General features: G+C 71.5%; 13 protein-coding genes. 12 read left to right on the top strand and 1 reads right to left on the bottom strand.

Features of this window, described 5'->3' with window-relative positions:
* The first annotated feature begins 1 nt into the window (after position 1).
* From tilS to rpoS, 12 genes are all read left to right on the top strand, one after another.
* Positions 2-1288 (top strand): tRNA lysidine(34) synthetase TilS, encoded by a 1287-nt coding sequence (tilS, locus tag RKE50_RS09060; RefSeq protein WP_350036011.1) that lies wholly within the window; start codon positions 2-4, stop codon positions 1286-1288.
* Between the two features lie 204 nt (positions 1289-1492).
* A complete protein-coding gene (gene pyrG, locus RKE50_RS09055; RefSeq protein ID WP_350036010.1) occupies positions 1493-3127 on the top strand; it encodes a CTP synthase in 1635 nt (544 codons plus the stop codon).
* A gap of 24 nt (positions 3128-3151) precedes the next feature.
* Complete coding sequence (gene kdsA, locus RKE50_RS09050) at positions 3152-4003, top strand: 3-deoxy-8-phosphooctulonate synthase (RefSeq protein WP_350036009.1); 852 nt, start codon at positions 3152-3154, stop codon at positions 4001-4003.
* A gap of 58 nt (positions 4004-4061) precedes the next feature.
* A complete protein-coding gene (gene eno, locus RKE50_RS09045) occupies positions 4062-5348 on the top strand; it encodes a phosphopyruvate hydratase (protein WP_350036008.1) in 1287 nt (428 codons plus the stop codon).
* Between the two features lie 10 nt (positions 5349-5358).
* Entirely contained in the window at positions 5359-5667 is a 309-nt protein-coding gene (gene ftsB, locus RKE50_RS09040) for a cell division protein FtsB (protein WP_350036007.1), read from the top strand.
* Positions 5664-6347, top strand: a complete 684-nt coding sequence (ispD, locus tag RKE50_RS09035) for a 2-C-methyl-D-erythritol 4-phosphate cytidylyltransferase (protein ID WP_350036006.1) — start codon at positions 5664-5666, stop codon at positions 6345-6347. Before ftsB ends, ispD begins: the two co-directional genes overlap by 4 nt.
* Positions 6347-6826 (top strand): 2-C-methyl-D-erythritol 2,4-cyclodiphosphate synthase, encoded by a 480-nt coding sequence (gene ispF, locus RKE50_RS09030; RefSeq protein WP_350036005.1) that lies wholly within the window; start codon positions 6347-6349, stop codon positions 6824-6826. The genes ispD and ispF overlap by 1 nt, the downstream gene beginning before the upstream one ends.
* Positions 6823-7875 carry a tRNA pseudouridine(13) synthase TruD gene (gene truD / locus RKE50_RS09025; protein WP_350036004.1) on the top strand — a complete coding sequence of 351 codons (1053 nt, stop codon included), beginning with the start codon at positions 6823-6825 and terminating at the stop codon, positions 7873-7875. Before ispF ends, truD begins: the two co-directional genes overlap by 4 nt.
* A gap of 26 nt (positions 7876-7901) precedes the next feature.
* Positions 7902-8534 (top strand): protein-L-isoaspartate(D-aspartate) O-methyltransferase, encoded by a 633-nt coding sequence (locus RKE50_RS09020; RefSeq protein WP_350036497.1) that lies wholly within the window; start codon positions 7902-7904, stop codon positions 8532-8534.
* Positions 8531-9469, top strand: a complete 939-nt coding sequence (locus RKE50_RS09015; protein WP_350036003.1) for a DUF368 domain-containing protein — start codon at positions 8531-8533, stop codon at positions 9467-9469. The genes RKE50_RS09020 and RKE50_RS09015 overlap by 4 nt, the downstream gene beginning before the upstream one ends.
* Before the next feature lie 3 nt (positions 9470-9472).
* A complete protein-coding gene (locus tag RKE50_RS09010; protein ID WP_350036002.1) occupies positions 9473-10255 on the top strand; it encodes a peptidoglycan DD-metalloendopeptidase family protein in 783 nt (260 codons plus the stop codon).
* Between the two features lie 134 nt (positions 10256-10389).
* On the top strand, positions 10390-11409 hold the full coding sequence (gene rpoS / locus RKE50_RS09005) for an RNA polymerase sigma factor RpoS (protein WP_502937876.1): 1020 nt from the start codon (positions 10390-10392) through the stop codon (positions 11407-11409).
* Positions 11410-11554: 145 nt separating this feature from the next.
* Here the strand turns inward: rpoS and fdxA are convergent, their stop codons facing one another.
* The gene (gene fdxA, locus RKE50_RS09000; RefSeq protein WP_350036001.1) at positions 11555-11878 is read right to left on the bottom strand and encodes a ferredoxin FdxA; all 324 of its coding nucleotides are present in this window, start codon (positions 11876-11878) and stop codon (positions 11555-11557) included.
* Between the last annotated feature and the right edge of the window lie 94 nt (positions 11879-11972).

Below are 11972 nucleotides of genomic sequence, written 5' to 3'. Positions count from 1 at the left end.
CGTGGCGGGCCCGCGCTGCCCCGTTACCGAGGCCCTCGCCGCCGCCCTTGACGGTCGCGACGACGGGCACTGGCTGGTCGGGTTCTCCGGCGGCCTCGATTCCACCGCACTGCTACTGGCCCTCGCCACCCGGCAGGCGCGGCACCGCGGCAGCCCGCCGCTCCGGGCACTGCATGTCCACCACGGCCTCCATCCCGACGCCGACCGCTGGGCCGCCCATTGCGCCGCCCTGTGCGAGCGGCTCGGCGTCCCGCTCGAGACAGTGCGCGTTGCGGTCGAGCGCGGCGGCAGCGGCCCCGAGGCGGCTGCCCGCGCGGCGCGTTATGCCGCCTTCGAGGCCGCGCTGGGGGAGGGCGGGTGCCTGTTCCTCGCACACCACCAGGACGACCAGGCGGAAACGGTGCTCCTGCGCCTGCTCCGCGGCACCGGGGAGCGGGGCCTTGCCGGGATGCCGGCGGAGCGGCCCCTCGGCCCCGGCCTGCTCTGCCGGCCCTTTCTCGCGCTCCCCCGCAGCGCGCTCCTCGATTATGTGGCCGCCAGCGGTGAACGCTGGATCGAGGACCCCTCCAACGCTGACCCGGGGCCGGACCGCAACTACCTGCGCCAGGTGATCCTGCCGGCCGTCGCCGCGCGCTGGCCCGGCTATCGCGCGACGGTGACCCGCAGCGCCGCCAACCTCGCGCAGCCGGCCCGCGAGGCGCCCCCGACCTGGCACAACGTGTTCGGCGACCCCGGCGTGGCGGTCGCGGCGCTCGCCGGGCCGGGCGGGGCGGCAAGGTTGCGGGCCTGGCTCCTCGCCGAGGGCTGCGAGCCGGGGCCGCGGGCGCCGCTCGAGGAGTTCCTGCGCCAGCTCGCCGGCGCGGCGGCCGATGCGGGCCCGCGGGTGGCCGGCCCCGGCTGGTGCCTCGGCCGCTTCGGCGCCGCGTCCTGGCTGCTGCCGAGGCCGCAGCCGTTCCTTGCACCGGCGCCCCGGCCACTGCCGCCGGGGGAGGTGCTGGCGGTGCCCGGTGTGGGCGAGCTGCGAGTCGCCGGGCCGCGGGGGCCGGCACCGCCCGTGCTTGCCTTCCGCCGCGGCGGTGAGCGCCTGCAGCTGGCCGGCGAGTCACAGCGGCGGCGCCTGAAGGCGCTTCTCCGGGCCGCCGCCGTGCCGCCCTGGTGGCGCGACCGGCTGCCGCTGCTGCTGGATGCAGAGGGGCGGGTGCTGGCCGCGGGCGAGCGCTGGCGGGCCGAGGGCAGCCCCTGGGCGCTGTCCTGGGACCGCTCCGGCGTCGCCCGCCGGGACGGGTAAGCCCGCCCCGGGAGTGCCCCGCCGGGGCGCGGTCCGCGCCTTGAGCGAGGTGCCTGCGGCGCTTTTCAATTGAGCGCCCCGGGCCTTTCTGGTAGCCTCTAGAGCCATCTTTTTCGCAGGACTTGCGCGGTGAGCGTGGCACCCGGCACGCCGGCCCGTTGCGGTGTTGTGGGCCCCCTGACAACGGCGTATGAAGGGCTTTGCATGACGCGTTTCGTCTTCGTGACTGGTGGTGTGGTCTCCTCCCTGGGCAAGGGTATTGCCGCCGCTTCCCTCGCCGCGGTGCTCGAGGCCCGCGGCCTCAAGGTCACGCTGCTCAAGCTCGACCCGTACATCAACATCGACCCCGGCACCATGAGCCCCTTCCAGCACGGCGAGGTCTTCGTCACCGAGGACGGCGCCGAGACCGACCTGGACCTGGGGCACTACGAGCGCTTCACGCGCACGACCATGCGCCGCAGCAACAACTTCACCACCGGCCGCGTGTACAACGCGGTGCTCGCCAAGGAACGGCGTGGCGACTACCTCGGCGGCACGGTACAGGTGATCCCGCACATCACCGACGAGATCAAGCGGCGCATCCTCAAGGGCGCCGGCGACGCCGACGTGGCCGTGGTGGAAATCGGTGGCACCGTCGGTGACATCGAGGGTCTGCCCTTCCTCGAGGCGGCGCGGCAGCTGAAGGTGGAGCTCGGCTCCTCGCGCGCGCTGCTCATGCACCTCACCCTGGTGCCCTATATCGCCACCGCCGGCGAGATCAAGACCAAGCCCACGCAGCACTCGGTGAAGGAACTGCGCTCCATCGGCCTGCAGCCCGATGTCCTGCTCTGCCGCTGCACCGTGCCCATCGACGAGTCGGCCTGCAAGAAGATCTCCCTGTTCACCAACGTGGAGGAGCGCGCGGTCATCCCGGTGATGGATGCCGACTCGATCTACCGCATCCCCGGCGCCCTGCACGCAAAGGGTCTCGACGACTTCATCACCGAGCGTTTCCAGCTCGACTGCGCGCCCGCGGACCTCTCCGAGTGGGACGAGGTGCTGCGCCGGGAGTTCTCCGAGAAAAGCCGGCGCGTGCGCGTCGCCATGGTGGGCAAGTACATGGAGCTGCCCGACGCCTACAAGTCGCTGAACGAGGCGCTCGCCCATGCCGGCCTGCAGGCTCTCGCCGACGTGGACGTGGACTACGTGGAAGCCGAGGATATCGAGCGCGACGGTCCGGACGTCCTCGCCAGCGCGGACGCGATTCTCGTCCCCGGCGGCTTCGGCGACCGCGGCGTGGAGGGCAAGATCGCCGCCGTGCGCTACGCCCGCGAGAACCGCATTCCCTTCCTCGGCATCTGCCTCGGCATGCACGTCGCGCTCATCGAGTACGCCCGCAACGTCTGCGGCCTCGAGGGCGCCCATTCCACGGAGATGCAGCCGCACGCGGCGCACCCAGTGATCGCCCTGATCACCGAGTGGCAGAACGCCGACGGCAGCACGGAGCAGCGCGACGAAAGCTCGGACCTCGGCGGCACCATGCGCCTGGGCGCCCAGCCCTGCCATCTGGCGCCCGGCAGCAAGGTCCGCGAGATCTACGGTGTGGACACGATCCACGAGCGGCACCGGCACCGCTACGAGGTGAACAACAATTACGTGCAGCAGCTGCAGGATGCGGGCATGCGCGTGGCCGGCTGGTCCGCGGACAACAACCTCGTGGAGATGGTCGAGCTGCCCGAGCACCCCTGGTTCATCGCCTGCCAGTTCCACCCGGAGTTCACCTCGCGGCCCCGCGGCGGGCACCCGCTCTTCACCAGCTACATCGAGGCCGCCTGTGCGCACGCCGCCGCGCGGAACTAGGCACTGGCTGCCCGGGAGGCAAGCATGACGGATCGGGTCGTCACGGTAGCGGACCTGCGCATCGGTAACCGGGAGCCCTTCGTGCTCCTCGGTGGCGTCAACGTGCTGGAGAGCCGGGACTTCGCCCTCGAGGTCGCGGGCGTGTACAGGGACGCCTGCGAACGCCTCGGCATCCCGCTGGTGTTCAAGGCCTCCTTTGACAAGGCCAACCGCTCGTCGATCCACTCCTTCCGCGGCCCGGGCCTCGAGGAGGGCCTGGCGATGCTCGCCGCGGTGAAGGACCGCTACGGGCTGCCGGTGATCACCGACGTGCACGAGCCGCTGCAGGCCGCCCCCGCCGCCGAGGTCTGCGACATCATCCAGCTGCCGGCGTTCCTCGCGCGGCAGACGGACCTCGTTTCCGCCATGGCGCAGACCGGCGCGGCGATCAATATCAAGAAGCCCCAGTTTCTCTCGCCCACGCAGATGAAGAACGTGGTCGAGAAGTTCCGCGAGTGCGGCAACGACCGGCTCATGATCTGCGAGCGCGGCACGAATTTCGGCTACGACAACCTGGTCGTCGACATGCTCGGATTCCGCGTCATGCGCGATGCCTGTGACGGCGTGCCCCTGGTCTTCGACGTGACCCACGCCCTGCAGTGCCGGGACCCGCTCGGCGCGGCGTCCGGCGGCCGCCGGGCCCAGGTGGGGGAGCTGGCCCGGGCGGGCCTTGCCGTCGGTGTCGCCGCGCTGTTCCTCGAGGCGCACCCGGAGCCGGCAAAGGCGCTCTGCGACGGGCCGAGCGCGCTGCCCCTGGACCAGCTCGAGCCGTTCCTGGCCCAGGCGAAGGCCGTGGACGATCTCGTCAAGGGCCTGCCGCCGCTGGCCATCGACTAACCTTCAACGAGGCCGGTCTCGTACCCCGTACGCAGTGGGGTCCCGGCAAGGAGTTCCCATGAGCATGATCAACGGCGTGCGCGCTTTCGAGGTCCTCGATTCCCGCGGCAACCCCACGGTTCTCGCCGAGGTGCTCCTCGAGGACGGCAGCCTGGGCGCCGCCTTCGCGCCCTCCGGTGCGTCCACGGGGTCCCGCGAGGCCCTGGAGCTCCGCGATGGCGACAGCAGCCGCTACCTCGGCAAGGGCGTCTGCCAGGCGGTCGCCAACGTGAACGGACCGATCCGAGAGCTGCTGCTGGGTTGCGATGCCGGTGCCCAGCGGGCGCTGGACGAGAAGCTCATCGCCGCGGACGGCACGGAGAACAAGGCCCGCTTCGGCGCCAATGCCATCCTCGCCGTGTCCCTCGCCGCGGCCAGGGCCGCCGCACAGTCCCGGGGCCTGCCCCTCTACCGCCACATCAACGAACTCGCCGGCGGCCCGGCTCTGTCCATGCCCGTGCCGATGATGAACATCCTGAACGGCGGTGAGCACGCGGACAACAACGTCGACATCCAGGAGTTCATGATCCAGCCGGTGGCGGCCTCCACCTTCGCCGAGGCGCTGCGCATCGGCGCGGAAGTCTTCCACCACCTGAAAAAGGTGCTCGCCGGCCGCGGCCTCGCCACCGCCGTGGGCGACGAGGGCGGCTTCGCGCCCAGCCTGCCGTCGAATGCGGCGGCCCTGGAGGTCATCGCCGAGGCGGTTGCCAATGCCGGCTACGGCCTGGATACGGATATCACGCTCGCCCTCGACTGCGCCGCCTCCGAGTTCTACAAGGACGGCCGCTACGTGCTCGCGGGGGAGGGCAAGGACTACGACAGCGCCGGCTTCGTCGAGTACCTGGCGGGGCTGGTGGATGCGCACCCGATCCTCTCCATCGAGGACGGCCTCGACGAGGGCGACTGGGACGGCTGGAAGCTGCTCACGGAGCGCCTGGGCGACCGCGTCCAGCTCGTCGGTGACGACCTTTTCGTGACCAACACGAAGATCCTCCAGCAGGGCATCGAGCGCGGCGTGGGCAATTCCATCCTGATCAAGTTCAACCAGATCGGCAGCCTCAGCGAGACCCTCGACGCCATCAACCTGGCCCGCTCCGCCGGTTACACGGCGGTGATCTCGCACCGCTCCGGCGAGACCGAGGACACCACCATCGCCGACCTGGCGGTCGCCACCGGTGCCGGCCAGATCAAGACCGGCTCGCTCTGCCGCTCGGACCGCGTGGCCAAGTACAACCGGCTCCTGCGCATCGAGGCCGAGTTGGGCAGCGACGCGCCCTACCGCGGCCGGCAGGAACTGACGCGCTGAGGGCGCGCCCTTGCGCTGGCTGCTGCTGGTTCTTCTCGGCCTCGTCCTGCTTCTCCAGTACCGGCTCTGGTTTGCCGAGGGCAGCCTCGCCGAGCGGCAGCGGCTGCAGCGCCAGGTCCAGGAGGCCGAGCGCGAGAACGCCCGGCTGCGGGCGCGCAACGAGACCCTGGCGCGGGAAGTACTCGACCTGCAGTCGGGCAAGGCGGTGGTCGAGCAGCGCGCGCGGGAGGAGTTGAACCTGGTGCGCGACGGCGAGGTCTTCTACCAGTTCGTGGAGGAGGGGAGCGGCAGCGCGCCGTCCCCGCCGCGCGAGCCGTGAACTGCTGGGGCGTCATACCCGCCGCCGGTATCGGCAGCCGCCTCGGTGCCGCGCTGCCCAAGCAGTACCTCGAGATCGCCGGCCGCACCCTGCTCGAGCACAGCCTGCGCGCCCTGTTCGCCGATGCGCGGGTAAAGGGCGTGGCCGTCGCTCTGCGCGCCGGTGACCAACGCGCTGCCGGTCTCGCCTGCCTGCAGGACCCCCGGGTCATGCTCACGGAGGGCGGGGCCGAGCGCGCCGATTCCGTGGCCGCCGGGCTCGACGCCCTGCGCGAGCGCGCCGCCGACGAAGACTGGGTGCTGGTCCACGACGCCGCGCGGCCCTGCCTCGACCCGCAGAGCCTCGGCGCCCTCATCGACGCGGTGGCGGCCAGTGGCGAAGGCGCCATCCTCGCCCAGCCGGTGAGCGACACGGTCAAGCGCAGCGAGGACGGCCGGACCGTCGCCGCCACGGTGGACCGGCGCAGCCTGTGGCTCGCGCAGACGCCGCAGCTGTTCCGCCTGGGAGAGCTCGCCGCGGCGCTCGCGAGCGCCGGCGCCGTCACCGACGAGGCCTCGGCCATGGAAGCCGCCGGCTACCCGGTGGGCCTGGTGCCGGGCCCGCGGGGCAACCTGAAGGTGACAACCGCGGAAGACCTGGTACTGGCACGCTGCCTGCTGGCGGCGGGGGAGAACGACTGATGCGTATCGGCCACGGCTACGATGTCCACCGCTTCTGCGAGGGCGACCACGTGATGCTCGGCGGCGTGCGCATCGACCACGCGCAGGGCCTCGCCGCGCACTCGGACGGTGACGTCGTCCTGCACGCGCTCTGCGACGCGCTCCTGGGCGCCATCGGCGCCGGCGATATCGGGCGCCACTTTCCCGACGATGACCCGGCCTGGGCCGGCGCCGACAGCCGCGACCTGCTGCGGCGGGTGGTGGCGCAGGTGCAGGCTGCGGGTTTCATCCTCGGCAACGCCGATCTCACGGTCATCGCCCAGGCGCCGCGGCTGGCGCCCCACATCGGCGCCATGGTCGAGCGCATCGCGGCGGATTGCGGTGTCGACCCCGGGGCCGTCAACGTCAAGGCCACGACCACCGAGGGCCTGGGCTTCTGCGGCCGCCGCGAGGGGATCGCCGCCCACGCGGTGGTGCTGTTGCTGCCCGCCGGCCCGTGAGCGGCTGGCCCTCGCCGCGGGGCCGGGCCGCGGCGACCGCCCGGCTGCGCGCCCTGCCGGAGGACTTCGAAGTCGACGAACTGCTCGGCTTCGAGCCCGAGGGCAGCGGCGAACATCTCTTTCTCCGGGTGCGCAAGCGCGGCCTCGACAGCGAGGAAGTGGCCCGGCGCATCGCGCGCTGGGCGGCCGTGGCGCCACGGGCCGTGAGCTACGCGGGGCGCAAGGACCGGCACGCCGTGACCACGCAGTGGTTCAGCGTGCAACTGCCAGGCCGCGCGGACCCGGACCCGGCGGAGCTCGCCGAAGACGACGCGCTCGCTGTCCTCGCGAGTGCCCGCCACCCGCGCAAGCTGCGCCGGGGTGTGCACCGCGGCAACACGTTCCGCCTGCGGCTGCGCGAGCTCGCCGCCGCCGCTGGCGGCGACGTCCGGGCGGTGCTGGAGCCCCGCCTCGCGGACCTTGCCCGCCGCGGTGCGCCGAACTACTTCGGTGAACAGCGCTTCGGCAGCGGCGGCAGCAACCTTGCGCAGGCGCGCCGCTGGCGCGACGGCGGCCGCGCCCCCCGCGGCCGCAGCCGCCGCGGGATGCTGCTCTCTGCGCTGCGCTCGCACGCGTTCAATACGCTGCTTGCCGAACGCGTCCGCGCCGGGGACTGGGACACCGTGGCTCCCGGGGATGTCTGCCAGCTCGCCGGCAGCCGCAGTCTCTTCGCGCACGACGGCAGCGCCGACCTCGCGGCGCGCGCCGCCGCCGGCGACCTGCACCTGGCGCTGCCGCTGCCGGGGCGGGGCGAGCGGCTGGAGGATGCGGCGGCCCGCGCCCGGCAGGATGCGGCCTGGGCAGCACTCGCCGCCGATTTTGCCCACCTGGAACGGGCCGGGGTCGAGCTCGCATACCGCGCGGCGCGGGTCATCCCGGGTGACTTTGCCTGGGAGTTTTGTGAAGATGGCTCGCTGTCCCTGGCCTTCACCCTGGCCACGGGCAGCTTTGCCACGGCAGTGGTCGCCGAACTGGTCGATTATTCTCAGAAGGAGCAAGCGGGGCCGTGAACAGTCCGGATCTGGCCGGTATCGGCATGACGTCGCAGCGCACTCGTGAGCGGCTCATCGAGCGGCTCCGGGAACAGGGTATCGATGATTTCGCGGTGCTCGAGGTCATGCGCTCCACGCCCCGGCACCTGTTCCTCGACGAGGCCATGGCGCACCGTGCCTACGAGGACACGGCCCTGCCCATCGGCTACCAGCAGACCCTGTCCCAGCCCTACGTCGTGGCGCGCATGACCTCCCTGCTCCTCGCCGGCGGCAGCCTCGACCGGGTGCTCGAGATCGGCGGTGGCTCCGGCTACCAGACCGCCATCCTGGCCCAGCTGGTCGGCCAGGTGTACGCCGTGGAGCGCATCAAGCCCCTGCTCGAGGCCTCGCGCAAGCGCCTGCGCCTGCTCAAGCTCCGCAACGTGCGCCTCCGCCACGGCGACGGCATGCTCGGGTGGCCGGAGGAAGCCCCTTTCGACGGCATCCTCTGCGCCGCCGCGCCGGAGCAGGTACCCGAGGCGCTGCTCGAGCAGCTCGCCCCCGGCGGCCGGCTGGTGCTGCCGGTGGGCGGCGGCATGCAGTACCTCAAGGTTATCACCCGGGAGGACGAGGACTACCACAGCGAGACCTACGACGCCGTGCGCTTCGTGCCCCTGCGCCCGGGGGTGCAGCGGTGAGCGACGCGCCCCCGGCGGGCGAAACTTCACCGCGTACCAGCGCCGGCGGTTTGGGAGGCATCTTCGTCCGTGGCCTGCTCATGGGCGCTGCCGACGTCGTACCGGGTGTCTCCGGGGGCACCATCGCCTTCATCACCGGCATCTACGATCGTCTCCTCGGCGCCCTGAGCGCCTTCGGCCTGCCCGCGCTGCGGCTGCTCCTGGCCGGGCGCTGGGGAGAAGCCTTCCGCCGCGTGGACGGTGCCTTCCTCCTCGCGCTGCTCGCCGGTATCGCCACCAGCGTCGCCACCCTGGCCCACCTCATCGGCTGGCTCCTCGAGGCGCACCCTGTTTTGCTCTGGGCGTTTTTCTTCGGCCTCATCGCCGGCTCGGCCCTGTGGCTGCTGCGCCGGGTGCCGCACTGGAACGGCGCGATCGCCCTCGCCCTGGCGGGCGGCCTGGCCGCGGCCGCGGTCGTCTCCCTGTCGCCGGCCTTGCGCCTGGACGGCGGTGCCGCGGGGCTGTTCTTCGCCGGCTTCCTGGCCATCTGCGCCATGATCCTGCCGGGGGTTTCCGGCAGCTTTATCCTGGTGCTGCTCGGCATGTACGACCGGGTCCTCGCGGCCGTCGAGAGCTTCGACGTGGTCGCCCTCGGGCTGTTCGCCGCCGGCGCGGCCTGCGGCCTGCTCACCTTTTCTCGCTTCCTGCACTGGCTGCTGCACCGCTTCCACGGCCCCTGCATGGGCCTGCTGACCGGGTTCCTCGCCGGCTCCCTGCTGGCCGTCTGGCCCTGGAAGCTCGCCGCGGAGGGGGGCCAGGCGCTGCCGGTACTGCCGGGGGCCTGGGCGGCGGCGCAGGGCGCCGCGCCGCAGCTGCTGCCGTCGCTCCTGCTCATGGCCGTGGGCGCTGCCCTGGTCTGGCAGCTGGAGCGGCGCTGGGGCGACCCGGGTACCTGAATCATGGGCCCGGGCCGCGGAAGCGCTGCGGTGGCGGTGGTGCTCTGGCTCCTGCTGGGCCTCGCCGGTTGCGGCAGCAATCCGCCGGCGCCGATCGAGGATCGCGGCGCAGCCGGCAGCGTCGATCGCAGCGGCCGCTACACCGTGGCCCGCGGTGACACGCTATACAGCATCGCGTTCCGCTTCGGCCTCGACTACCGGCGCCTCGCCGCCGCTAACGGGATTGCACCGCCGTACACGATCTACCCGGGCCAGGAACTGGACCTGAAGGCCCGGGCGGCACCGGCGCCGCGGCCGGTGGCCTCCGCGCCCGCACGGACCGCGCAGGAAGCGCCGCGCGCGGCCCCGGCGAAGCCGGCGGCGAGCCCGGCTCCTGCGCCCGCGCCGCGGCCCGCGGCAGGCGCAGCGCCCGAGGCCCGGGTATCGAGCTGGCGCTGGCCCGCCGCCGGCAAGGTTTCCCGCCGTTTCTCCCTTACCGTGCACAAGGGCATCGACATCGCCGGGGCGAAGGGCGACCCGGTGCGGGCCAGCGCGGCCGGGCGGGTGGTCTACGCGGGGGCCGGTATCGCCGGTTACGGCCAGCTGCTGATCGTCCGCCACAATGCGCGCTACCTCAGCGCCTACGGGCACAACGATCGCCTCCTGGTCGGGGAGGGCGAGCACGTCGCTGCCGGCCAGCGTATCGCCACCCGCGGCAGCAGCGGCACGGACAGCGTCAAGCTTCACTTCGAGATCCGCCGCGACGGCAAGCCCGTCGATCCCCTGTCCCTGTTGCCGAAACGCTGAGCGCAGCGGTCGCCCTGACCCGGTCGGGGTGTGTCAACGTGGCTTGTCACGCCCTGCCACCTTGGGTAATCTCTTCGAGGGCTCTCTGACTGCAATCGAATCCGCCGACTGGCGGAGAGGACGCTGGCGCTCTTATGGGAAGATCGAAGGCCGCGCACGGTAACGGCAACGCGCGCAAAGGGGGGCCACAGCCGGCGGACGTCTCGGAGCTCCTGTCCGCTGAAAATCCGTTCGCCAGCATGGAGGACGGCGAGGACAGCGACAGCGATGCCGCCGACACCAGCGCCGACAACGAGGTGTTCGAGGCCGGCAGCAACGAACGCAGCCTCGACGCCACGCAACTCTACCTGAGCGAAATCGGCTTCTCGCCGCTGCTGACGGCGGACGAGGAGAAACACTTCGCGCGCCTCGCCCTCGCCGGCGACGAGGCGGCACGCAAGCGCATGATCGAGAGCAACCTGCGGCTCGTTGTGAAGATCGCCCGCCGCTACCTGCACCGCGGTCTGTCGCTCCTCGATCTCATCGAGGAGGGCAACCTGGGCCTCATGCGCGCGGTGGAGAAGTTCGACCCGGAGCGCGGCTTCCGCTTCTCGACCTATGCCACCTGGTGGATCCGCCAGACCATGGAACGGGCCATCATGAACCAGACCCGCACCATCCGCCTGCCGATCCACGTGGTCAAGGAACTCAATGTCTACCTGCGCGCGGCGCGCGAACTGACCCAGAAGCTGGACCACGAACCGAGCGCGGAAGAAATCGCCGACATGCTCGACAAGCCGGTGGAAGAGGTCACGCGGCTGCTCGGCCTCAACGAGCGTATCGCGTCCATGGATGCCCCCCTGGGCCCGGACTCGGAGACGGCGGTGGTCGACACCATCGCCGACGAGGCCGCCCTCGACCCCTCGGACCTGCTGCAGGACCGGGATATCGCCGAGGGTATCGTGCAGTGGCTGGAGGAGCTCAACGAGAAGCAGCGCGAGGTGGTCGCGCGACGCTTCGGACTGCTCGGTCACGAAACGGCGACGCTGGAGGAGGTCGGGCAGGAGATCGGCCTGACCCGGGAGCGGGTGCGGCAGATCCAGGTGGAGGCACTGAAGCGGCTGCGCCGCATCATGGAGCGCCAGGGGCTCTCCGTCGACGCACTGCTGCACTAGGCCAGTGCGCCGGACTGCCAGGCCAGGCAGCTAGTCCAGACAGCCAGTCCAGCCAACGCCTTCCAGACCGCGTCGCGCCGGTTAAATTCGCTGGCCTCCGGGCCCGTTGGCAGCGCGCCGGGGCGGACGCCCCGGAGCAGGATACTCAGCGCTGGAGCAGTTCCAGCTTGTTCGGCTTGCCCGCCCATTCCTCGGCGTCGGGCATCGCGTCCTTCATCTCGGTGATGTTCGGCCACACCTCGGCGAGCTCCGCGTTCAGCTCGAGGAAGGCCTGCTGGTCTTCCGGCAGTTCGTCCTCGGAGAAGATGGCGTCCACCGGGCACTCCGGCTCGCAGAGGGCACAGTCGATGCACTCGTCCGGGTGGATGACCAGGAAATTCGGACCCTCGTAGAAGCAGTCCACGGGGCACACCTCGACGCAGTCCGTGTGCTTGCAGTTGATGCAGTCCTCGCCTACTACGAACGTCATACCACTCACCGCCTTTTGTTGCTGGCAAATTCGAAAACGGCGCTAGTTTAGCGGCCAGGGGACGTCACGGGAAGGGCACCCGGGGGGGAAAAGA

Origin of the sequence: Pseudohaliea sp. (genome assembly GCF_040217025.1) — a bacterium.
GTDB lineage: Bacteria > Pseudomonadota > Gammaproteobacteria > Pseudomonadales > Halieaceae > Pseudohaliea.
The sequence above is the reverse complement of the archived record's forward strand: the minus strand, read 5'-3'. Positions and strand labels throughout refer to the sequence as shown.

Coding starts and splice junctions, on each gene's coding strand:
- pyrG (WP_350036010.1), top strand. CDS start 1,493: ATGACGCGTTTCGTCTTCGTGACTGGTGGTGTGGTCTCCTCCCTGGGC.
- kdsA (WP_350036009.1), top strand. CDS start 3,152: ATGACGGATCGGGTCGTCACGGTAGCGGACCTGCGCATCGGTAACCGG.
- eno (WP_350036008.1), top strand. CDS start 4,062: ATGAGCATGATCAACGGCGTGCGCGCTTTCGAGGTCCTCGATTCCCGC.
- ispF (WP_350036005.1), top strand. CDS start 6,347: ATGCGTATCGGCCACGGCTACGATGTCCACCGCTTCTGCGAGGGCGAC.
- RKE50_RS09020 (WP_350036497.1), top strand. CDS start 7,902: ATGACGTCGCAGCGCACTCGTGAGCGGCTCATCGAGCGGCTCCGGGAA.
- RKE50_RS09010 (WP_350036002.1), top strand. CDS start 9,473: ATGGGCCCGGGCCGCGGAAGCGCTGCGGTGGCGGTGGTGCTCTGGCTC.
- rpoS (WP_502937876.1), top strand. CDS start 10,390: ATGGGAAGATCGAAGGCCGCGCACGGTAACGGCAACGCGCGCAAAGGG.
- fdxA (WP_350036001.1), bottom strand. CDS start 11,878: ATGACGTTCGTAGTAGGCGAGGACTGCATCAACTGCAAGCACACGGAC.